Raw genomic sequence first — 21,174 nt, 5'->3', positions numbered from 1 at the left:
AGAACCATGAATAAATCTGCTATGTGGATTTTTACTGTATCGGCACTTTGCGCCAGCATGACCGCACGTGCAGAAGATGCTGCAGAAAAGGCATTTACTGATGAGTTAATCGAATGTGCAGCTTATTATCAAATTAGCTCTGAAGCGATTGGTGCGATGAATGCACCACAAATGAAAGCAGTCGGAGACCGTTTAAAAACGTCTGCAGTTGATGCGGTTGCTATTGCGGGAAAGTATCGCGCGCCTGCGCAAGTTGAAAAAGATGTGATTGCCGCTAAACAACAGCAAATCGATAAATTAGCTGGCTCGAATAACTTAGGTGGACTGATGGCAAAGTACAAAGATTCTTGTAAATCCATTGTCACTGAACCACAAAAACGCTTAGATTATTGGACTATGGCGACCATGTAGTGGTGTCATATTAAGTGAATATAAATAACCACGTATAGTTTTCTATCGTGGTTATTTTTTTAGCCATTGCCCTTGTGGCGTTTGGATCATATGACCAGGTTCTGCTGCTTCAATGGCTTTTTGCGCCGCGAGTGTCGCGACTTCATCAATGCTCACGCTATGTCGTTTGGCGATTGATTGATAATAGTATTTCCGTTTAGCATTAACGGATAATACTAGCTGTTTTGCCTCAGGAGTGTCGATAATTAACCCTAAATAACCATTCGGTTGCTCACCCACTATTCTTGCTGCTTTAGCCTCTTGCAATGTCATTGACCACGCACTCGCACTCCATAATAAACTGGTTAAGCATAGTGCAGTAGCGAAAGTGAAAGTTGATTTCATCTTGATCACCTCTGCTTAAAATAACTCATCATTTTCGAGTAAATTATTGAGTTCTTTATCCACTCTAATTTTAATTTCATGCTCAATTTTTACATTTAAGTTAATCACGATAGGCTTATCGGGCGGTTCTATTTTTACTGTTGGCGTACAAGCTGATAGGCATAACGATGCCATTATGGTGCTGATACTGATTAAATATAGCGATGAATATTTCACGTAGACGATCCTTTTATGCTGCTATTGGATTTTTGTTTCAATCTTGTTTTGTAGTTGATTGCCAATCTGGGTGCTTTTGTATAATTGAATCAGGTTTTCTTGATGAGTGTAATTGAGGTGAACAGGTCGCTCAATTCCGCGGCTGTTACCTTTAACACCCAAGTTAAGCACGGCATCTCCATTGGGTGTCATGTCAAATGTGCTCGCCAACTCAGTGTAGTTAAGATGCTCAAGTGCGGTAAATACCAATCCAAGATAGGGTTGAGATAATTCTAGTCTATCTATGGCAGGATTTCCGGCTACTTCAATTAATCCTCCAGGCTTACGCGCTGCAAGTTTGCCACCGGATATTGTCACTTTGCCATCCGTTAATTCAGCAGGAAGTACGCCATCAAATAAGCCATTGGCTTTAACTCCTACTTGGGGTTGTTCTTCTAAAAACTTATCTAAACTAAGACCTTGTAATAACAAGTATCCATAAGATTTATCATGCAGTTTAAGCACAAATTCAGGTAATAGAAAACGTCCATCCAGCATGTCGCCACTGGCGGTAAGATTGATGTTAGTCTCACTTAATCCGGTAACCTGTTGTAACCAGTTGGTCGGCAGTTTATTGCCATCTTTATTGAGTTCAATATTGGCATTAACATTTAAATTAGTGAGCGATAAGCCGATTTTAGCTTGCTGTAAACTGATAGCCGTTTGTGGGCAGACAAGCTTACTGTGAGCAAAGTGTTTTGCATCTGCGGCCGTATTCGGCGCATCGTAAGTTTGTTGCCAGTTAAATTGGCATTGAGCAAAAACTTCACCGCCGTTAAATGTTTTATCTTGCCATTGCCCAGATAAAGACGATAACTGCTGTTCAATCTTCATCTCAAATTGACTGCTATTGTCTATTTCGCTTAAGGCAAATCCAGCAATGAGTTTACTGTGGCCCTGTATAGTAAAGTCATTCGGCAAGGGTTGGACTTTTTGCAATGTATTTAGTGCGGTTTCAATGTCGGTATCGAATGTCCATTGTCCTGCTAGTGATAAGGGGCTTTTCTTATCCGCAAATTTAAGCAAGTGGTAGCTGCTTAAGGTAAGAGTATCGAGTTGCCATTGCTCATTACCGATCAATAGTCCTTTGGATAAGTTAAGTTGTTGAATGACATTTAACTGGTTTAGCGCAAGCAAAGGCTGGCGGCGATTGTTGCCGATCTGTTTGGTGATATCGAGTTGATTGACACGCCATGCTATGTCGTTAGTCGCTGGGGTTTGTAACCACTTGTCTAATGACGTTTGTAAAGAGTCATCTCTATGCAATCCAAGGGATAACTTTTGGTTAAACGCCACCTCAGCTTTATTAATCACTCCCTCTATGGTCGATAATGCGTTTTTGCCTGCATGCGTTGCTTGCTGGCCAATAAGCTGACCAATTTGAATCTTGAAAGGGGCCAGATCAATTTGAGTCGTGTCTGCTTTGAACACTATGGTAGAGGTGTCATTGACCGTAAGCCCAAATGTCTCCCATTGCGCCGACGTTGTTTTGGTTTGTTTAGTTTGCTGTTGATTCTCACTGGTTACACTGCGTGAAATACTACTGTGATTAATGGCAAAGCTAGAGCTTGAATCTAACGATAGCGCGAGTTGATCTTGTTGTTGCGATATTTTACCGACTAAGTGTAGTTTAGCCTCTGACAATAACAGCTGATCTAAAGCAATTTGCGGAAATAAAGCTTTAATATCAATAGTACTTGGAGCTGAAGGCGATGCTTGTAAGGCCGCCTTTTGATTTGTGCCAGTTATGGGATCTGTTATCCGAGTGTCGTCAGTGGCGAGTGTTACTGCTTGCTGTTGTTCGGTTTGGTTTATGGCGGCATGCGATGATAAAGCCATATCCAAGTCAAAATCACTGCTAAATTGTTGGTGACTATTCAATGTGGTATGGGCCAAGGTTAGCTGACTTTGCAGTAGTAATCCCTCAATGCTCAGCTTCAAGTCCGGCAGTGTTATTTGTAACGGTAACATATCATTTTGTAAGGGAATAACCGCTTCGATAGGGGAGTCCATGTGCACATCAATATGGGCCTGCTGAGAAGCCAACTTAGGCGTAAGTTGATCAATAGCATGTATTATTTGATTATCATGATCACCGGCAAATAATCTAATCAGCTTATTTCTGTCTTGTTCTGTTGGTGACAGTTGATAGTTAATGGGCGCTATGTTGAGTTTAATCGCGAACGCGTTAGTGGTTTTGTTGTCGGTTAAGGTTGTTGATATTGGGTAGTTACCCATATTTAGCATTAATTTAATTGGCTGCTGCGGCGCAAAATATACACTTGGCCACAGTGGAGAGTGCAAGGATAGTCCATCAATTGATTGTTGGCTGCTGATCTCGCCGCTCATTAAGTCAACTTTACTATGGGCTGTCCACTGGCCTTTCACTGTGAGTTGTTGCTGACGGATGGGTTGCAGTATCTGCGATAACTGTTGCTGTAAGCCATTAAGCATATTATTAGCTTGTGCTTGTTGTGACTGCTGCTTGCTGTTTAATAAATATAAATATTGATCTAATGACTCAAGTCCCTGATAACTTAAGCCCAAATCAACCAGCGTATTAAATTGCCACGCTTGTTTATCTAAGGTGGCATCAAGACTAAATAATGGAAAATCATTAAAGCGCCACAAGGTATTTAACTGACCTTCTGGGGTTAATGTGAGCTTGTCCATTTTTAACGTATTGTGCTGTGGATCATCTTTATCCAGAAGTGGCAGCTTAATATTAATCTCGCCTAATTCAATCATGGGTAATTTAGCCAAGTTGAGCTGCATTGACGCCGGCGATTCTTCTGTTTGTTGAGACTGACGAATAAAAAAACTGTCGCCTAAATCGACATAAACACTGTGTGTTTTGATACTAATAATATCGTCAGCACTGATTTGTTGATTTTTAAGAATTTGCAGGCTATCTCGCAGCTCAAGGTTAAATTCTTGGATAGCGATATGACTGTCTTCCACTTTCAATACTAATCTAGGAATATAAATATGGTTAAACGACACATATTCGGCATCAAAGTTAAGCACTTCGATATGATTGTCGGCGAGTAAATTATTGAGTATTTTGACTGTAATGGGTTTGGCATTTTCGAAAATGATCCACACTAAGGCCACTGTACAAAACAGCACAAAGAGTAAGATCTTATTAACGGTCAAAATGCGCAATAGTGACTCACTTTACGTTTGCTTGGTTAAGGGCATATGTGTTTGTTGGTCATGTATTTTTACATAACCTTGACTGTGATTACTCATCGCGACACCTTGTTGATTATAAGACATTTAGCGACATAAATTGGCTCATAAATGCTATTGCCAAAAAGAGGCTATTTAACGGTATAGCGATTAAAAAGTGAATTAGTTTAGCATGTTATTAGCAGTAGATTATTAAAATATAACACATTATTAATCTGTGGGCAGTTCAACTTTTAAGACGTATTTAGCTGCAGTTCGTGACAATTTGATGCCAGACAGAGTTTGCCAAGTGTCATGATGCATCATGTGTGAGCGATAATGCCCGAGTAAGTAACCACAAATACTGCCGCAAGCGGCGGTTAAATAATCTTGCTTATTTGATAGAAGAAGTCTTTATCAGGAGTGGGGTGATTTAGCGACTGTGTCTCTAAAAACGGTGTTTCTATAACGGTGTCTCTTAGGCTTGTGCTGCATTTCTTAATCAAGTGTTGAACCGCTTATCTCGAGTCAATGTTCACCATAAAAGTTCAACTGTATCTGAGTTTCATGTGGTATTTAATTCAATAAAAAAGGCGCATATGAGCGCCTTTTTATTGCCGATTAAGATGGCAAGCTTTTTCGTTTAGCCTATCAAAGGTTCAACAACCATGTGTTGTAGTTCAATTGGGGCTATGGCATGTAGAGCATCCATTGCAGCACCCACTAAAGTAATTTTTCCTACCGATGATTCAACTAATACAGCACGCTTAATCTCGCTATATTGGCGGTTATTACGGATCAGATTTGATAACGCCATTTGCATAGGCTGCATTGATGGATTAAATGCTGCACTTTCAGCATAGCGACCACAGAAAGTGGCGCCATCCTTGGTTTCAAGAACTACAGCGGCGTTATTGTTGGTGTATGGCGCATAACTTAGGCCCATTTGATCAATGGCTTCGATGATCATTGGGTCATCAGAATCACAATTAAATTCTTGCTGACGTTTACTTAATAGCGGCATGGTGACATCTAAGTCAGCAGGGCCAAACGCATAAGGCAAATAGTGTGCTAGTGTTTTAGTTTCTTGCTCTGGCAAATGAATTCTAATCTTACTGCCATTGACTAGTTCATTCATAAATTGGCGACAGTGGCCACAAGGGCTGAAGTTGACAATAATATCAACAATTTCTGTTTCACCGGCCAGCCAAGCGTGGCTGATTGCACTTTGTTCAGCGTGTACGCTGTGAAATAGCGCTTCTCCGGGTAATTCTAAATTAGCGCCCATGTACAAGTCGCCACTGGCACCTTTTGCGATAGCGCCTACGTAGAATTCGCTGATAGGAGGGTTAGCCAGTGCAGCTGCAATAGGTAATAAATCCATTAGCACTTGTTGTTCTGGTTTGCCGCTTGCTTTTACAAGCTCAGCAAATTGAATCGCATCAATATGACCACAAAATTGCTCATGAAGTATTGGCACAAGTGCGGTAGCCAAAGGCTTGTCTAGTTGAGTAATGCTCTCTAAAAATCGATTTTGCATTCCCTTATCCTTAGATGAAATAAATTGTGTAAAGTGAAAGTTCACTATAATGATTGTAAATATTGGTATAGGGCTTTTAATAGCTTTTGTTTGTGTTCATTCTCGCTGGTTTCTTCGACCAGATTTTCGAGTTTTATCACATAATCAGCATTCGATAATCGTTGTTGACAGAAATCTCGCCATTTACGAGCTTCACTGTCGCTTAATGTTTCTGGGTAATTACGGGCCCTAAAGCGAAACAACATTTCGTTGATACGAGGATCATCAAACTGCAATGCTAATGCGGCTAAATTATGGGGTGCTGTATGGCAAATAATGTCCATTTTCGTTTTATCGGCATGGCTGAAAAAACCACCGCTGTAGAGCATTAAATCAGGATCAGTAATCGGTTTACGGTCTGATTCAAGTTCAAAGACTTGGTTCAGTTTTTCACGCAATTCTGGGTGATTTTTCAGGCGTTTATATTGCTCGCGTGCAAATGCTTTATCAAACTGTAATTTTTCTGTTACCTCATCGTCAAGTAATTTTGGTGAACCGATAAACGGGCACTTGTTCAGATGAATTTGTTTAAGTGGTATCGCCAGCTCGTTTTCGGCCAGATTTTGACGCGAGGTGTACATACGGTCGCTGATTTCTTGAGCCGACAAGGTTAACAAGGGAGAAATGTCCATCGCCAAATTAACGCAGATCACTGCATTTTTATTCGTTGGATGATAGGCCACTGGTGCAATCAATGTGGTACAGCCTTGCAGCGCACTAATTTTTGAACTGACATGAACCAATGGCTGCATTTTTAGCACATCAATATGATCCGCAACCGCTTGTTTACGTCTTAAGTTAAAATAATATTCATACAGTTTAGGCTGTTTTTGCTTGATTAATTTAGCCATAGCGATGGTGGCATAAACATCTGACATAGCATCATGAGCTTTTTCATGACTTAAACCATTGGCTTGAGTGAGTAGTTCGAGCTTAAAACTCGGTGAGCCATCTTCTTTCATGGGCCAATTAATTCCGTCGGGACGAAATGCATAGCAAGCACGAACTAAATCAATAATGTCCCATCTCGAATTACCGTTTTGCCACTCGCGTGCGTAAGGGTCAATAAAGTTACGATAAAAACCATAACGACTGACTTCATCATCAAAACGTAGTGAGTTGTAGCCTACAACACAGGTGTTTGGTTGACTAAATAAGCCATTGATACGTTTCATAAACTCAGCTTCAGGTATACCTTTAAGGTTAGCCAGTTGCGGGGTTATACCTGTAATGAGTATGGCTTCGGCAGCAGGTAAATAATCTGGTGCAAGTTTACAATAAAAGGTTTCAGGCTCACCAATAATGTTCAATTCTAGATCGGTTCGAATACCTGCAAATTGTGATGGTCGATCTTTACTTGGATTCGCCCCAAATGTTTCGTAATCGTGCCAAAATAGGGATGGTTGATTATCATGATTTATGTTCATTTATTTTTACTCATTTTTCTATTTAACGTCATGTAAATCATGATTAATTCCATTTTAAATCACTTCATTCAATTTAATTGAATTTGCTTTGCTATTAGGGCATCTGTGTACATATTTTTAATGTGTCATAAACTCTATATATCAATACTAAATATGTACGCAGGCTCTAAAAATGTTTTTATCTGACACACTGTTACGTTCTATAAACAGCAAACCATATTCAACTAAATCTGAGCTTTCAGACTGTGATGGTTTAAGTGTGCGCATCAGTGATGCTGGAACCATTACCTGGCAGTATCGCTTTCGATTTGCCTCGTCGCCAGCGCGTTTAACCTTAGGTCGATACCCTGATGTCAAACTGGCTGAAGCCCGAAAATAGATACCAGAACTTAGAAACTCATTAACGAATGATACAGATCCAAGAGTGTATTGGAAACAACGTAATACCCGAAGAAGCAGATCAACCTTGTCATCTCGCTTATCTGAAGCCGCTATATTGCCTAATGTAACTGAAAAAATGTTGGGCTCTGTCTTAGGTGGCGTAATGGCCGTATACAACAAATACAATTGGCTGAAAGAACAGGAATTAGCGTACCAAATGTGGACCGAAAAACTTAAGTTGGCAGTAGAAAATCAAGGAGGGTTTAATATCTAAAATACTTGATGTGTTTGTGCGGTATGGCAACAATGTTAAGTCTACTCAAAAGCAAAGTAGTTAGAAAATTGCAGTGACCGGTCATCCATTAATAAATATAAACTCGGCTTACAAGGCCTGATTAATTTGCCTAAGCGAGTGTAAATGGGCGTTGTTAAATGCCTATTCCACTTATGAGGCTAATTGCTTCTCATCCCACATTTCAAGTGCTTTTTTATTGTAGAAACGCCCATTACTAATAGGGTCTGGAAACCCAAGGTTTTTGCGCCATGTCCATAATGTTGCTGTTGAGCTGATCCGATAACGCACCATGACCTCTTTAGTATTAAGGAATTGTTCATTTGCATGATGTGAGAGTGCCGTTTGATGATGTTTCGGCAATATGCGCCCAGGTGTTTAAGTTAGGGATTGATGAAATAAGGGCGATGATTGATGGTGAATAATAATGGCGAAGATTAATGTGCAGCAGCTGTAGCATCAACAAGTGACGCTGAACATGAAAGCGTTACGTCATGGGTTAACGCGCTGGGGTAACTATTGGGCCCATCAAGAATATGGCCAAGGGCTCGCAAGCCGAAGCCAGTGCGACAAGTTAGGCGAGGTGATTGTTTACGGCAGTTCGGCAGTGGTCGAGATAACGCCACCGCGTGAGGTAAGGCACTTCGATATGATGATTGAGCGGTTAGCACCCCAATGTATACGGGCCATTAGAGCGCACTATGTATGCAAAGGGCAGTGGGCCTTGATGGGATTCGATAGCAAGAAGTCTTATGTGTATTGGTTGAGAAGGGCAGAGATTTCTTTAATTAATTGATGTGGTAAAGTCAGTATAATTAATATAAATGGATTGAATTTAATTGAAAATTTATTTTTTGATATCATGTTGTTTACTTTTTATAGGAGTAATTCTTGGTCAAGGAGTCGAGTTTGATACTTCTATGTGGCTTGGGTTCATCTCTTTAGTTGTTACTATTGCGACTTTGGGAATTGCTTATCGTGCTTATAAAGTATGGAGGGTGCCGATTTTAACCGGCTATGTTAACTCGTTATCTGAAATCATGATGGAGCGAGAAATTGCTTTTTCAAACTTATCTTATTCGATGTTAAAAGGCTCAAAGGGTGCCGAAATATGTAAGGTTGTAATGTTTGCTGAAGTGTCACATTTTATTCATGTAGACCGAGGCTTGTGGCTAAGAGGCCTGTTTCTCATTGAGATTATTAATAAATCTATACCTGACTCTGATTCACTCTTAAATTTCTGGCTCGAATATCAATTAGATAAATCATCATCTTATGAGCCAGTTATTTTGGATGAGGGTGACGACAAAAATTATGTCCATTGGAAAGAGATAATGGATAAGCACAGCCAACTTCAATCTCAAATCTGGAACCAGCATAATTCATTATCAGCGTTAATAATGATGAATGACAAATGACCTATCGCTATAAAAATTAGCAAGTATTTTTAATGGGTCCTTCTGGCTCGGTGCACTGCGGGGGGGACAAGCGCAGTGCTTCACTACATATGAAAATTTTAGGGGGCTATGTTGTTGTTTTATAGCTTTGATCTCTGCCAATAAATTTTACCTAAAAATTAAACTCATTAAGTGAATGAATTAATGGTTTACCCTACATTTGATGGTGCACAATTCCACTCAACTTTTGATCGTCTTAAACCGCAACTTTTGATCGCCTAAAACTTTGTTTCTATCACTTCAGTTTGATGCTAAATATTTTGTATCAGTCATTACTTCCCCCTTTACGTGACCTGCACTGTATTTATTTACAGTCATAATGAGTTTTGAGGGCATAATAAGAATATGTGAACAAAAAGCAGTCTAAAGGACTATGTTGAGGAAAATAGGGCTACTCTAATATATTGATATTATTGGTTTATTTTTTTACATTTGATGTTGACACTTTTAACGTGCAATTTACGTTTTTTATTTAAGTGTAAGAGTCATTAAATTGCTTTACTTCAAAGACATAGAAAACGTAGGATGATATTAATCAATAACTTAAACAGGCGGCTTTATCGGTCGAGCCGTTCAATAAGCTGTTAGCTTCCAAATGGGGTTTAATCATGAGTAGTAAGAAATGGGGATGTGTTTACTTCTTCATCGTAGTAGCCTTTTCAATCATTTATTACACTTTTTGGTTGGTTAAGCCAGATAGTTTCATCATTAATTCAGAGCTAAATGTTCACCCGTTCTATGATATGAATAGATTGCTCTGGGGGAATGAAAAATATGACTATCGAATTGGTGATGGGGTAAGCCTTGGCGAGCTAAAAACAGAGAATGATAAATACTTCTTGGAGCTATCTAAAAATAAGGAAAACCTTATCGCTATAGAAGCTGAGATGCTAGGGATTAGAAGCGAACTCGATAAGCTATCTGAAATAAGAGATTTGGAAGTTGATGAAAATACAGAAAATTATGATGAAGAGAAGCTTGCCCCTTTTATTTTGAGGGAGAAAGAAATGGCGTTAGAGGTAGCTAACCTTGAAGTGAAGTTGTCCCCGCAAGTTAAAACTCAAGCAGACGTAGACTTTATACGCCTTGTGGGCGATAAACGAGTCGAGTTAGCTGGGGTTAGGGTTGAGAAAGCACACCAAGCATACCTCAACTCAGAATTTATCCTGAGTAACCTCTCAGCTTTTATGTCTCAAGAAACACGAGACAGATATGCTGAGTTGAATCAAAGAGAGTCTGATGCTTATGAAGATCGGTATCAACTTGAAGAAAACATGAGAAATGCTCGCTCAATAACTCTTGATAAAATTGAAGAGTACATCAAGGAGTTTAGAAACAAGCTGGGTATTGTTGATTTTCTTTATTTCAGTGTTGGCATATCTACAACAACAACCTTTGGTGACATTGTCGCTAATGATAGAGTGGTTAGAGCGGTTGTGAGTTTTCAACTTATTCTATGCATATTCATTATTGGTGGCTTTGTTAATTCGGTTATTGCAAGAGAAGCTAACAAGTCAAGTAAGACGGACGCTGAAAATCGCGCCGCTTCTTGAAGCGTTAAATGCCTAGAGAGATCCGATGAACGACGGTAGTAAATTAGAAAAGCATGTCCAAAGAGTATATTCGTTCCTCTTAAATATGAAGGATGAAGGAATCGTTGTTGGGCAAGATGTGCAACTTGTTGATAAATTCGGTCGGTCTCATCAAGTTGATGTATTCTTTCAATTTGAAAAGGCTGGAATAACTCATAAAGTAGCGATTGAATGTAAAGATCATGGTAGACCGATTGATAATGGACAAGTAGCTAAATTTTATGGAAAGTTAAATCATGCAGGTAACATTCAGAAGGTAATGGTATCAAGGCTTGGATACCAGCAGCTGGCAAAAGATTTAGCTAAAGACAATGATGTTCTTTTACTAACAATAGATGATCTACCACGTATTAATGAGCTGTTAGCTGAAAGGCTTCAAACTGTTGCTCTTCCAGATGAAACAACTGTTGGTGAACCATTCTGGACAATAATGGAGTTAAGCAACGGTAAAAATAATGGAAGTTTCTTTGCTCATCCTAATCCAAGTTCAGGTCAACTCAATATGCTGCTCTTTTATTCCAAACAACATGCCGAAAGAGCTTTTTCAGAAGGCCAATTGGACAAAGGTAAATGGGGCATTAGAGGGATGCCACAATATGTATTTAAAGCTTTTTTATTACAATTAGAATTATTTGAATCGCGCAATTATAGTGCTGCAATATTAATGCGGCCTCCGGGAACACCAGAAAATGTACCGTTTATATCAGTCCCAGCTTCTAGGGCTGACTTAATAAAAGAATATTATGAAGGTGAATTACCGTCGATTATGAACGGCATTTAACAAGCACCTCAACCAGACGGCTAACACTGTCACATTTTTAGCAAGGAGATGCAAAAAACTGCGCCAGCATGCTGCTGGTCAGGTGGGCGTTGAACTAAGCCGCAGCGCGGAGCCAAATGTTGATTCAATCGAGTGTATTAACCTCATTGAATCAGCTAGACTTAAAAAAGATGTGATGGAAGACCACAATGACAAGGGAATTTCAATGAAACACGTACAAATCAAGCCTCATAATCAATTCAACATTGCTTTTCAGCCCAGAGCCAGTATCAAAAAAAGCAAATTCCTATAGCATAACGTGTATCCATTAACCTGGACTCGGCATCGGCCAAGTCCAACAAGCGATTTGTGCCTTGCAAACGGCGAAACGCATAAATACTAAAACGTTAGGGTTCTAATGTTATGAATCGTATTTTTGGTAAAGTATTTAAGGATGATGTAGGCAATGAGTTTGGTGTTATCCGAAAAACTACTTTGCCTTTCCCTGAAGATATATCTGAATATGAAGTTATTGCTGAAGATGAATGCGGTAATTATTTTCTCAATATTTCAGATTGCATTATCTTTTGGGATCACGAAACAAATACAAAAGTAGAGTTGTCTAAGACATTACATGAGTTTATTTCTAAGTGTACTCAACCTAGTGAAATAGAATTAGATCCGAGTGACATCATATCGGTGTGGGTAGATCCAGATTTTGCTAAAGAGTTTGGTATAAGCCCGAACCCTAATAAGAAAATCAACAAGAACACGTAAGAGTTGGCCACGTTTTGCTTCGCTACACAATTTGAGCCGACAATTTTTTGCCCATTATTAGGGCGCTTTAACTAAGCCGCTGCGCTGCGCCAAATGCTGTCTCAATTGAGTATATTAACTTCATTGAATCAGCTAGTATTAAAAAGATGTGATGGAACACCACAATGACAAGGGAATTACAATTGAACACATACAAATCAAGCCTCATAATCAATTCAACATTGCTTTGCAGCCCAGAGCTAGCATCAAAAAAGAAAATTCCTATAGCATAATGTGTTGCCATTAACCTGGACTCGGCAACTGCCAAGTGCAACAAGCGGTTTGTTCCATGCAAACGGCGCTACGCACAAATACTAAAACGTTATATTTACTCCAAACTTCAATTCACTTTACAAGGTGAATACTAGTTTTACTAAAAGGATATTTAGGGTGTTAAACAAAAAATCTATTTTATTAATCACATGTCTTTTTACTCTTGGTGGTTGTGCTTCTCCTGGGCCAATGAAAACTATGATGGGTCCAATGAATACACCTGCTTTTGAACCTGTGGTTTTAGATATGGTAAAGGATGGCTCAGAAAAAGTTCACTTTAAGGAGTGGACAACTATGTATGAAAATAAAGCGCTACAACAATGGGGCGTGTTTTTTATTACGGACAATGGTGCCTATATGGCTGAATGGGACCTCAAAGGTTATGAGTATAATCTCAGATATAAACTTCCAGCCAAAGAACTCAAAACAGTTTCAGATGATATGGTGGTTCGGGATATGTGGCCAGATTCAAACCTGTTAATTCTTAAAGATAAAAGTGGCCATGAAGTTGGTTTTGCATTGAACGGAAAAAATGCTGCACGTGCTATTCTTAAAGAGATCAGTGAGAAGTAAATATAGTCGGCGCTGAAACTGAAAATTACAGTTGACCCGCGTCACGCAAAATTTTGCCTGCTGTATTTTTCGGTTAGCTTAACTTTTCAAGCAAAAATGGCTACTTGATGTAGCCATTTTTATGGGCGTTTAGCGTGGTTTTTAGCGTAAACGGGCTTGTTTCTCTGCCAATCTTGCTAGTGTCGCAATTTGTTGGTTTGCGGCTTCGCTGATTTCTAGCAATTGCTCAAGAGATAAAAAGCGGGGTTCGCGCATGTACTGCACTAATTTATCGCGGCTGGTGACAAACTGGTCATCATGTATTGGTTGCGAACTCACTATTTTGCCGCCTTCCCATGTAAACATCATGCGCTGACGCTCAAACGGATGTTGAGTGCGGCTAAGTCGCTTTTGGGCTTCGTTAAAGGCATTAATGAAGTTGATCTTGAGTTCGGCAGCTTTGGCACCGGTAAAACCCATCACTAAAAACATAAAACCGTCTTTGGTCAGGTGGTAACACTTCAAATCACGCTGACTGGTGCCAACCTGTTGATTTTGCACGTTAGCGCAAAAATGCGCTGACGTAAATTCACTTGGGGCATCGACTAGAATACGGTCAATTTTACTTATGAGTTATCAGTTAAGTGAGTTATCGATAACCCTTCAGCCATTTTATAAAGCTAACATTGTGTCATCGAGAACTTTAGATCACACGGCTACTTGCTGCCTAAAGCAAAACGTATGTGTTTTAGATACTTAGAAAAAATGGGGCAATAATAAGCTAACCGTTTGGCAGCTGTAACGCCTTATTCTAATGTATTGATATTGTTTGGTTTATTTCTTACATTTAATATTGGCACTTTTAATGCGCAATTTACGTTTTTTATTTGAGAATAAGAGCCATTAAATTGCTTTACTTCAAAGACATATAAAATGTAAGGTTATACTCATCAATAACTTAAACGGTCGTCTTTATCGGTCGAGCCGTTTGATAAGCTGTTATAAGCCAAGGAGAGTTCAGTGTCTTTTGAAGTAATAACACTTGCTATCGGTATTGGGGGAATTGCTTCGGGTATAGCGGGCTTTGTGAATGGCTATTACCATAAAACTCATTCAAAAAAAGAAACGCTAGAAGACAGAATAAATAAATTAACTAGCGCATTAAAAGAGTCTAGTCACCTTGTCACTGAGGTGGAAATTGAAATAAATAAAAGAAAAAATCTAGTTCAAGAATTACAAAAAGATGCTGAGAAATATGAAAAACTTGTTTCTATAAATAAGGATCAAGTTGAAGCTGTTGCGCAATTACTTCAAGGAGAATTAAGGAAAGAAGGTAATAAATCCTTTTGGAAAGGAATTATGGCAAATTTCATCTTCTTTGTTCTTGGTGCTGGTGTTTCAGTAGCTCTATCAATTGGCTTATAACAAGTCATTAAAAAGGGCTAAAAACAGTTGGCTAGGTTCGCTGCGCTCACATTTTTAGCCAACAATTTTTAGCTTCTTAATGAGGCGTTAGGTGAATATCTAAATTGACTGAGGAGTCATAATGAAAGTTTTTATTAGTTGGTCAAAAAGCCTGAGTAAAGAATGCGCAGAAATTTTGAGGGATTGGATTAAATGTACACTACAGGCCTCAGAACCTTGGGTTTCATCAAAGGATATTGATAAAGGATCTTTATGGTTTAATGAAATTAATGATCAACTAAAGGATACAAAAGTTGGAATTGTTTGTCTGACGAAAGAAAATAAAGAGAATCCATGGATTCTTTTTGAATCAGGTGCATTAGCGAAAGGCTTATCCGCTAATAGAGTCTGTACCTTTCTTATTGATTTAACACCTGCGGCTCTTGCCAATCCTATGGCGCAATTTAATCACACAATGCCAGATAAAGAAGGAATGAAATCTTTATTGGTTACTATCAATAAAGAGCTTGGAACTGAAGGATTAGAAGATCGAATATTGGATCAAGTATTTGAAACATATTGGCCACTATTTGACAATAAGTTCAAAGCGGCCATGAAAAACGTTCCATCAACAGGCGAAGCAGAACCAGTTAGAAGTTCAGATGATATTTTGACTGAAATCCTTTATACAACTAGGACAATGGATAAGAGAATTCGCTCTTTAGAGCGACAAGAAGATAAATTTCATATTGAAAGGGATTTTTCAAAATCTGAAATTGTTAAGCGTATTCAGATGTTATCTAAGAAAGGTTTGCATCCAAAAGAAATTGCTATGGAGTTAGACGGTATTGCCCCGATGGAATTTATTATGGAAATCGCTATAAATTATTTAGAAGAAAATGGCATGAGAATGAATACAATAGAAAATTCACCTAACAAGGTATTTAAACGGAATTAAAACAGTGGGTTATGTTTCGCTTCGCTACACATTATAACCCCTCAATTTTTGTCCGCTTAACGCGGCGTTAGCTCACTACATCACTCAAAATATAAGAATCTAGGTTTATGGAAGATCCAAAAGTATTTATTTCGTATAGTTGGTCAGATCAAAGTCACCAAGAGTTAGTTAAACATTGGGCTGATAGGCTTGTTGCCGATGGAGTCGATGTTATCTTAGATATTTATGACTTGAAAGAAGGAGACGATAAGTATGCTTTTATGGAAAGTATGGTTACTGATCCTGAAGTCACCCATGTACTCGTTATTTGCGATAAGGTATATGCTGATAAAGCAAATGCCCGTAAGGCAGGTGTAGGTACTGAGTCACAGATTATATCTGGTGAGGTTTATCAAAGGGTGAAGCAATCAAAATTCATTCCTATCGTATGTGAATTTTCTGAAGGTGAGCCTATTTTACCTGCTTTTATGCAATCTCGGATGTGGATTAATTTTTCTAGCTCTGAAGCTGAAAATGAGAACTGGGAACAGCTCATTCGCCTTCTCTATGGGAAACCACAGTACGTAAAGCCAAAAAAGGGCAAGGCTCCAACTTTTATAACAAGTAATACGCCAATCCCAACAAGTGAAGCTTTTGCAAAATTTAACTCGTTAAAACAAGCTGTATTACAAGACAAAAAAGGACTTAATCATTATCGACGAGACTTTATAGAATCTTGCATTGCATATGCTGATGACTTAAGGGTAAGAGAACGACCTGATGTTGAATCGATAGGTGAAAAAGTTCTAGAGGATTGTAATAAGTTAAAAGCCGTAAGAAATCACCTTTGTGATTGGGTTTTATTAGAAAGTGAAATTACCGATGAATCTGCTTTTTCAGAGTCATTAATAGAGGTGCTTGAAAAGCTTAGAGAATTGAAATCCAGACCACCCGAAATAAATAGCTGGAATGATTCTTGGTTTGAGGCTCATTCAGTTTTTGTATATGAAACATTTCTTTATATAGTCGCTGCATTGCTAAAGTCAGGAGCTTACGGTGTATTAAATGATATTTACACTTCCCATTATTTATTACCCTCATCAGATCAATATGGTAATAAGAAGTTTGAAAAATTTGACTGCTTCTACGGCTACTCTGAAACTTTACAATCAGTTTTAGCTCCACCTAACCAAAAGCTGTATTCACCCGCTGCGGAACTTATCAAAAAGCAAGCTGACAGAGAAGATATACCTTTTTCAGATATTCGACAAGCAGATCTTCTCACGCTTCTTATGTCCTTTATAACCCCTGGAACTAGATGGTATCCTGCTACATTACATTATTCATCTTATGGCAGTGATTACCCATTTTTTATTAGAGCGGCGCAACATAAAAACTTTCTTAAACTTGCGAAAATCACTGGAATTGAATCAGTGGAAGTGCTTAGAAGTAAAATAAACGAAGGAAAAATACGTGTCTGTGTAAGTAGTTGGCATAATTTCCTTTATGAAAGTGATTTCGGGTCATCTATGAATATCGAAGAGCTTGATAGCTTAAGGTGAATTCACGGACTGTTAAGCAAAGACAAAATACAGTTGGCTTTAGCTCCTCAGTCGCTTATTCTAGCCAGCTAAATTATTGCTACAGCATAAAGATTACCAATTAATCTGGACTATGCATCAGCCAAGTCCAACAAGTGATTTATGCGTGCAAACAGCGCAACACATAAATACTAAAACGTTACATTTCTAAGAGGTTGCATTGAAGATTCTACGTAATTATCAGCCAGAGATATTTGGTGTTATTGTAGCCTTGACCGTGTTAAATATTTGGTATCTATCTTCTGTAGCTATAGAATATGCAGTAGTGCCTAAAAGCTATGACTATTTAATAAGGGCTTTGACGGTAGCTGTAGGTGGTTTTATTGGCGCCTTTTCTGCGTTTTGGCTAAAAACTTATGAAGAAGAAAAAAAGAACAAAGAGAAGCAGAAAAGCGCATTAAACTCTGCCCTTTTTGTTTTAATTAGGCAGATTAATGCAATTCAATGTATCAAAAGAGATTTAGAAAAATTTAAAACCCCTTTTGATCGCGGGCTATCACTACCTGCAATGAAGCCTCCAGATTACTCAAATTTAAAACAAGACATAGATAGCCTTCAGTTCTTGATTGAAAATGACAATGCCCAAGATCTTATGGAACTAACTATCGAGCAAGAGAGGTTTGAGCAAGCCATCAACTCAATCAATATCCGTAACGCGTTTTATGTAAATGAAGTTCAGCCTGCTCTTAGTTTTCACGCATTAAACGGTAGGCCAGTACCATTGGCTGAGTACGAAGAGAAATTGGGTGAGCGATTATTTCAGGGAGCTATGAACGGTGCTGCTGTATTGTATGCTCACGTTTATGCCAGTGATTTATCGCTATACGAAAAATATACTAGTTTGCGTGAATTGGCCAAAAAATTATTCCCAGGCGAGAAATTTGTTGCTTGGGTCAAAATGTAACAAGCACGTCAATTAGGATGTACTCCACCACCCAAAACTTTGCGTAATCTCAATTCACTATAGTTCGCATAATGTGATTCAGCGTGTTAAAGCGCTATTGCCCAGTTCTTATGTGTGGCAACTCACTTAACCGATAACTTTTAAATCAAATTTAAAAAATATCGGTTTTACATATCACAGAAATCCCATTCGCCCAACGCCATATGTGGCGCAAAGCCCGCCATATATGGCGTGTTTTTACCCCTAAAAATAGCTGCAGTTTATATAAGCTTGAAACGGCTTGCTTTGGCCAAACTGGCCACAACATTAAACTTGGCATGGTGTTCACTAACCAGCAGTGTTTAGACATGCTGGCAACCAGCCTTAACACCTTTGACCGTGAATTGCTTACACTCACCCCGCCATTAAGCGAGGGTGAACACATTAACAGCCTATTACGTGTGCGAACACTGCGGTTGCTGCATTGAAAACAATCAACTGCACCACATGGAAGAGCACCCAAGCGCTTTATGGATATGCGACAAAACGGGCGTGTACACCTCAAAATAGGGACGGTTGAATTGCGTTAGCCATAGTAAATATAAGATCCTTTTTCCCGAGTAAAATCATGTTAATATTTATCAGCATAAAAAAATGATGATGAGTTAATCTACAATTAAATTAATTCTAATATTGACTCGTTTACTCGTGACTAATGAGGATTTGCTGATTAAAATTCAATAACGTAATAAAGGGATATTCTATGCATCATGTATTTACTCAACCCTGTGTGAGTGAAATAGTTCAACCGACTGCGTTGACGCTTCACTTACCTGATAGTGTGAGTGACTTATTAGTGTTATCAGCGATGAGTAGTCCTTTGGTTGAGTTTGTGGTTAGCCAAGTTAGTCACACTCAAGCGACTCTCATCACCCGAATTCAGCCGTTCTTGAGTTTTGCTTTTGAAACGATGCCGCCGACAATCAACACTCCACAGCAAAGACGTAGTGTGGGGCAGGGGATAAAGTTATATCCTTTAACAGGCGTGGCGCCTCGGGTGTGTATTGAACAGCTAAGACGTGGCGTAACGGTTAGCATTAACATCGATGCGGGTGTTTATTTTAGTTTATCTACCGAAACTCGTTTTGAATTAGTAACCTTAGAGAATGATTTACGGATTTTGAGCGAACCTCAAGTTCTCGTTATGGCTAAAGCGATATTAGGCCGTAAGTTTGATCATGATGAGCCCTCTAACATGCTTGCTGTTCATATTAGTGAATTGGAGCAAGTACGACGAGAGTTACGTGACTATTTGCGGGGTGAGTCGGGGAAAATCCACCCTGGTGTATCAACCGAGCTATTAAAACTTGATCATTTATTGCAAAATAAGCACCAATGGTTGTTACGCACCTATCATCAGTCATTAGAGCGTACCAACTTAGGATATTCATCAAATGAACAGATTGTTAGTAATGAACAACTACAACGTAAATTAGATTGTTTTGAACTATTAGCCCCTAAAGACGTGTCGGAAATGGTCAATAAGCTGTGTGAAGACGATCTTTAATTTTTCAGTAACTCTAGAGTCCAACATGTCTTATATTTGCCCTATTTGTAATGCCCCATTAGTACAAAAACAAAAATCATTGCAATGTGAACAACGCCATCAATTTGATTTTGCTAAAGAAGGTTACGTTAATTTATTACCAGTACAGAAGAAGAAAACCAAAGATCCTGGTGATAACAAAGAAATGATGTTTGCTAGGCGGGAGTTTCTTAATCAAGGTTTTTATCAACCGCTAAGTGATAAGGTAAATCAGTTAGCGCTTGAATATACCACTGATGTAAACAAGATCCTTGATATAGGCTGTGGTGAGGGATATTACAGTCATAGGTTGTTTGAAACACTACAATCTGCCACGCAATCCGATATTGAACTTTTCGGGCTGGATATTTCTAAGTTTGCCATTCGTTATGCCGCAAAACGCTATTCAACTATGAATTTTTGCGTTGCGAGTGCATTTGAAATGCCTTTTGCAGACGACAGTTTTGATTTAGCCATCCGTATTTATGCGCCCTCTAAAATTGAAGAGTTACAAAGGGTGATAAAACCAGGAGGAATACTCATTACTGTGTCACCAGGTCCTATGCATCACTATGCGTTGAAGAAGAAGATCTACAGTGAACCCAAACTACACTCAGAAGAGTCGATAGTATTAGCAGGATTTACTTATTTAGCACATGAAGAGCTTGGTTATTCGTTGTCACTGACGCGTACAGAAGATATTGATCATTTTCTTAATATGACGCCTTATGCCTGGAAGCTGAGTGACTCACAAAAGTCTCAAATAATAGAGCAAGGGCTCGAATGTGAGATAGACTTTAAAATCGAAATTCATCAACGCGAACAATAAACAATCAGATAATTGATATAAATAACTATTTGATGCTCAAAGATAAACCGTTTTGTGATGGCATTAAATAAATAGGGTTGTTTTGCCGATGTTTGTTGACTTATTTCTAAAATGGTTTATAGTTTACTCAGCTTGAAGGTTGGGCTTATATTTATCAATACGAACAGTTTCGTCCTGTAAACATAAGTAATACCGGCATTTTCCAGCTTTACCGCCGTTAAGGCTTTAACTATTTTTTTACAGGATTTATATTATGTCTCAAGTTACTGGTGTTGTTAAGTGGTTTAACTCTGATAAAGGTTTCGGATTTATTGAGCAAGAGTCTGGTCCAGACGTATTCGTTCACTTCCGTGCTATCAATTCAGACGGTTTCAAAACTCTTGACGAAGGTCAGAAAGTTTCTTTCACTGTGACTCAAGGTCAGAAAGGTCCTCAAGCTGAGAACGTTTCAGTAGTTTAATATTTAGCTCGAGCTAAATGTTAGGACTTTAAAGCTGTAGCAATTTATTGCTGCAGTTTTTTTTATTTTCAAAGTTTACTCTTTACACTCTTGTTGTATTGTCGCCATACCCATACCCATACCCA

Annotated in this window: 24 protein-coding genes; 17 read left to right on the top strand and 7 right to left on the bottom strand. The window is 38.7% G+C overall.

Translation table 11 applies throughout. The features are described 5' to 3' along the window. Nucleotides 1–21: 21 nt before the first annotated feature. Entirely contained in the window at nucleotides 22–411 is a 390-nt protein-coding gene (locus H5123_RS17315) for a hypothetical protein (protein ID WP_165870201.1), read from the top strand. 51 nt (nucleotides 412–462) lie between these two features. On the opposite strand, the gene H5123_RS17310 is transcribed toward H5123_RS17315, so the two are convergent. The 5 genes from H5123_RS17310 to sbcB all read right to left on the bottom strand — a co-directional run bounded on the left by H5123_RS17310 (nucleotide 463) and on the right by sbcB (nucleotide 7,227). Next, the gene (locus H5123_RS17310; protein WP_182698761.1) at nucleotides 463–795 is read right to left on the bottom strand and encodes a YdbL family protein; all 333 of its coding nucleotides are present in this window, start codon (nucleotides 793–795) and stop codon (nucleotides 463–465) included. Nucleotides 796–810: 15 nt separating this feature from the next. Continuing rightward, nucleotides 811–969: a YnbE family lipoprotein gene (locus tag H5123_RS17305; protein WP_124018445.1), complete on the bottom strand. Its 159-nt coding sequence runs from the start codon at nucleotides 967–969 to the stop codon at nucleotides 811–813. Nucleotides 970–1,032: 63 nt separating this feature from the next. Continuing rightward, entirely contained in the window at nucleotides 1,033–4,215 is a 3,183-nt protein-coding gene (locus tag H5123_RS17300; RefSeq protein ID WP_182698760.1) for a YdbH domain-containing protein, read from the bottom strand. 649 nt (nucleotides 4,216–4,864) lie between these two features. Beyond that, nucleotides 4,865–5,761 (bottom strand): cytidine deaminase, encoded by an 897-nt coding sequence (gene cdd, locus H5123_RS17295; RefSeq protein ID WP_124018439.1) that lies wholly within the window; start codon nucleotides 5,759–5,761, stop codon nucleotides 4,865–4,867. A gap of 44 nt (nucleotides 5,762–5,805) precedes the next feature. Beyond that, nucleotides 5,806–7,227 (bottom strand): exodeoxyribonuclease I, encoded by a 1,422-nt coding sequence (gene sbcB / locus H5123_RS17290; protein WP_182698759.1) that lies wholly within the window; start codon nucleotides 7,225–7,227, stop codon nucleotides 5,806–5,808. Between the two features lie 172 nt (nucleotides 7,228–7,399). Between sbcB and H5123_RS17285 the strand changes: the two genes are divergently transcribed. Together H5123_RS17285 and H5123_RS20865 are read left to right on the top strand one after the other, a co-directional pair. Further along, nucleotides 7,400–7,606 carry an Arm DNA-binding domain-containing protein gene (locus H5123_RS17285; protein WP_259395691.1) on the top strand — a complete coding sequence of 69 codons (207 nt, stop codon included), beginning with the start codon at nucleotides 7,400–7,402 and terminating at the stop codon, nucleotides 7,604–7,606. A 188-nt stretch (nucleotides 7,607–7,794) separates the two neighbouring features. Further along, nucleotides 7,795–7,845 carry a hypothetical protein gene (locus tag H5123_RS20865; protein ID WP_404948327.1) on the top strand — a complete coding sequence of 17 codons (51 nt, stop codon included), beginning with the start codon at nucleotides 7,795–7,797 and terminating at the stop codon, nucleotides 7,843–7,845. A 208-nt stretch (nucleotides 7,846–8,053) separates the two neighbouring features. Here H5123_RS20865 and H5123_RS17275 read toward each other — a convergent pair whose 3' ends face one another. Beyond that, entirely contained in the window at nucleotides 8,054–8,263 is a 210-nt protein-coding gene (locus H5123_RS17275; protein WP_182698758.1) for a hypothetical protein, read from the bottom strand. 115 nt (nucleotides 8,264–8,378) lie between these two features. Between H5123_RS17275 and H5123_RS20795 the strand changes: the two genes are divergently transcribed. The 6 genes from H5123_RS20795 (at nucleotide 8,379) to H5123_RS17250 (ending at nucleotide 13,371) form a co-directional block, all read left to right on the top strand. Beyond that, nucleotides 8,379–8,696 (top strand): hypothetical protein, encoded by a 318-nt coding sequence (locus H5123_RS20795; RefSeq protein ID WP_310736147.1) that lies wholly within the window; start codon nucleotides 8,379–8,381, stop codon nucleotides 8,694–8,696. A 43-nt stretch (nucleotides 8,697–8,739) separates the two neighbouring features. Further along, nucleotides 8,740–9,318, top strand: a complete 579-nt coding sequence (locus H5123_RS17270) for a hypothetical protein (protein ID WP_182698757.1) — start codon at nucleotides 8,740–8,742, stop codon at nucleotides 9,316–9,318. A gap of 647 nt (nucleotides 9,319–9,965) precedes the next feature. After that, nucleotides 9,966–10,910, top strand: coding sequence for an ion channel (locus H5123_RS17265; protein WP_182698756.1), 945 nt, complete (start codon nucleotides 9,966–9,968; stop codon nucleotides 10,908–10,910). Nucleotides 10,911–10,935: 25 nt separating this feature from the next. Beyond that, nucleotides 10,936–11,730 carry a restriction endonuclease gene (locus H5123_RS17260; RefSeq protein WP_182698755.1) on the top strand — a complete coding sequence of 265 codons (795 nt, stop codon included), beginning with the start codon at nucleotides 10,936–10,938 and terminating at the stop codon, nucleotides 11,728–11,730. Between the two features lie 402 nt (nucleotides 11,731–12,132). Further along, nucleotides 12,133–12,486 carry an SMI1/KNR4 family protein gene (locus tag H5123_RS17255; RefSeq protein ID WP_220487681.1) on the top strand — a complete coding sequence of 118 codons (354 nt, stop codon included), beginning with the start codon at nucleotides 12,133–12,135 and terminating at the stop codon, nucleotides 12,484–12,486. Between the two features lie 429 nt (nucleotides 12,487–12,915). Then, complete coding sequence (locus tag H5123_RS17250; protein ID WP_182698754.1) at nucleotides 12,916–13,371, top strand: hypothetical protein; 456 nt, start codon at nucleotides 12,916–12,918, stop codon at nucleotides 13,369–13,371. A gap of 141 nt (nucleotides 13,372–13,512) precedes the next feature. Here H5123_RS17250 and H5123_RS17245 read toward each other — a convergent pair whose 3' ends face one another. Further along, nucleotides 13,513–13,971: a Rha family transcriptional regulator gene (locus tag H5123_RS17245; RefSeq protein WP_310736146.1), complete on the bottom strand. Its 459-nt coding sequence runs from the start codon at nucleotides 13,969–13,971 to the stop codon at nucleotides 13,513–13,515. A gap of 399 nt (nucleotides 13,972–14,370) precedes the next feature. Here H5123_RS17245 and H5123_RS17240 point away from each other — a divergent pair, with 399 nt between their 5' ends. The 8 genes from H5123_RS17240 to H5123_RS17205 all read left to right on the top strand — a co-directional run bounded on the left by H5123_RS17240 (nucleotide 14,371) and on the right by H5123_RS17205 (nucleotide 21,049). Further along, entirely contained in the window at nucleotides 14,371–14,775 is a 405-nt protein-coding gene (locus H5123_RS17240) for a hypothetical protein (protein WP_182698753.1), read from the top strand. A gap of 121 nt (nucleotides 14,776–14,896) precedes the next feature. Next, the gene (locus H5123_RS17235) at nucleotides 14,897–15,712 is read left to right on the top strand and encodes a TIR domain-containing protein (RefSeq protein WP_182698752.1); all 816 of its coding nucleotides are present in this window, start codon (nucleotides 14,897–14,899) and stop codon (nucleotides 15,710–15,712) included. A gap of 107 nt (nucleotides 15,713–15,819) precedes the next feature. Then, complete coding sequence (locus tag H5123_RS17230; protein WP_182698751.1) at nucleotides 15,820–17,253, top strand: toll/interleukin-1 receptor domain-containing protein; 1,434 nt, start codon at nucleotides 15,820–15,822, stop codon at nucleotides 17,251–17,253. A 199-nt stretch (nucleotides 17,254–17,452) separates the two neighbouring features. After that, nucleotides 17,453–18,196, top strand: coding sequence for a hypothetical protein (locus H5123_RS17225; protein WP_182698750.1), 744 nt, complete (start codon nucleotides 17,453–17,455; stop codon nucleotides 18,194–18,196). 203 nt (nucleotides 18,197–18,399) lie between these two features. Further along, the gene (locus H5123_RS17220) at nucleotides 18,400–18,663 is read left to right on the top strand and encodes a glycoside hydrolase family protein (protein ID WP_182698749.1); all 264 of its coding nucleotides are present in this window, start codon (nucleotides 18,400–18,402) and stop codon (nucleotides 18,661–18,663) included. Nucleotides 18,664–18,938: 275 nt separating this feature from the next. After that, complete coding sequence (locus H5123_RS17215; RefSeq protein WP_182698748.1) at nucleotides 18,939–19,742, top strand: hypothetical protein; 804 nt, start codon at nucleotides 18,939–18,941, stop codon at nucleotides 19,740–19,742. A gap of 25 nt (nucleotides 19,743–19,767) precedes the next feature. Beyond that, nucleotides 19,768–20,589 carry a 23S rRNA (guanine(745)-N(1))-methyltransferase gene (gene rlmA, locus H5123_RS17210; RefSeq protein ID WP_182698747.1) on the top strand — a complete coding sequence of 274 codons (822 nt, stop codon included), beginning with the start codon at nucleotides 19,768–19,770 and terminating at the stop codon, nucleotides 20,587–20,589. Nucleotides 20,590–20,842: 253 nt separating this feature from the next. Continuing rightward, on the top strand, nucleotides 20,843–21,049 hold the full coding sequence (locus tag H5123_RS17205) for a cold-shock protein (protein ID WP_124018113.1): 207 nt from the start codon (nucleotides 20,843–20,845) through the stop codon (nucleotides 21,047–21,049). Nucleotides 21,050–21,174 lie beyond the last annotated feature (125 nt).

The organism is Shewanella sp. SR43-4, from assembly GCF_014163845.1.
Classification (GTDB): Bacteria; Pseudomonadota; Gammaproteobacteria; order Enterobacterales; family Shewanellaceae; genus Shewanella; species Shewanella vesiculosa.
The sequence above is the reverse complement of the archived record's forward strand: the minus strand, read 5'-3'. Positions and strand labels throughout refer to the sequence as shown.

Bases quoted from the DNA above. Each gene is read 5' to 3' on its own strand.
- H5123_RS17315 (WP_165870201.1), top strand. From the start codon at position 22: ATGTGGATTTTTACTGTATCGGCACTTTGCGCCAGCATGACCGCACGT.
- rlmA (WP_182698747.1), top strand. From the start codon at position 19,768: ATGTCTTATATTTGCCCTATTTGTAATGCCCCATTAGTACAAAAACAA.
- H5123_RS17235 (WP_182698752.1), top strand. From the start codon at position 14,897: ATGAAAGTTTTTATTAGTTGGTCAAAAAGCCTGAGTAAAGAATGCGCA.
- H5123_RS17305 (WP_124018445.1), bottom strand. From the start codon at position 969: ATGGCATCGTTATGCCTATCAGCTTGTACGCCAACAGTAAAAATAGAA.
- H5123_RS17215 (WP_182698748.1), top strand. From the start codon at position 18,939: ATGCATCATGTATTTACTCAACCCTGTGTGAGTGAAATAGTTCAACCG.
- H5123_RS17230 (WP_182698751.1), top strand. From the start codon at position 15,820: ATGGAAGATCCAAAAGTATTTATTTCGTATAGTTGGTCAGATCAAAGT.
- H5123_RS17265 (WP_182698756.1), top strand. From the start codon at position 9,966: ATGAGTAGTAAGAAATGGGGATGTGTTTACTTCTTCATCGTAGTAGCC.
- cdd (WP_124018439.1), bottom strand. From the start codon at position 5,761: ATGCAAAATCGATTTTTAGAGAGCATTACTCAACTAGACAAGCCTTTG.
- H5123_RS17205 (WP_124018113.1), top strand. From the start codon at position 20,843: ATGTCTCAAGTTACTGGTGTTGTTAAGTGGTTTAACTCTGATAAAGGT.
- H5123_RS17310 (WP_182698761.1), bottom strand. From the start codon at position 795: ATGAAATCAACTTTCACTTTCGCTACTGCACTATGCTTAACCAGTTTA.
- H5123_RS17260 (WP_182698755.1), top strand. From the start codon at position 10,936: ATGAACGACGGTAGTAAATTAGAAAAGCATGTCCAAAGAGTATATTCG.
- sbcB (WP_182698759.1), bottom strand. From the start codon at position 7,227: ATGAACATAAATCATGATAATCAACCATCCCTATTTTGGCACGATTAC.
- H5123_RS20795 (WP_310736147.1), top strand. From the start codon at position 8,379: ATGAAAGCGTTACGTCATGGGTTAACGCGCTGGGGTAACTATTGGGCC.
- H5123_RS17285 (WP_259395691.1), top strand. From the start codon at position 7,400: ATGTTTTTATCTGACACACTGTTACGTTCTATAAACAGCAAACCATAT.
- H5123_RS17220 (WP_182698749.1), top strand. From the start codon at position 18,400: ATGTGGCGCAAAGCCCGCCATATATGGCGTGTTTTTACCCCTAAAAAT.
- H5123_RS17255 (WP_220487681.1), top strand. From the start codon at position 12,133: ATGAATCGTATTTTTGGTAAAGTATTTAAGGATGATGTAGGCAATGAG.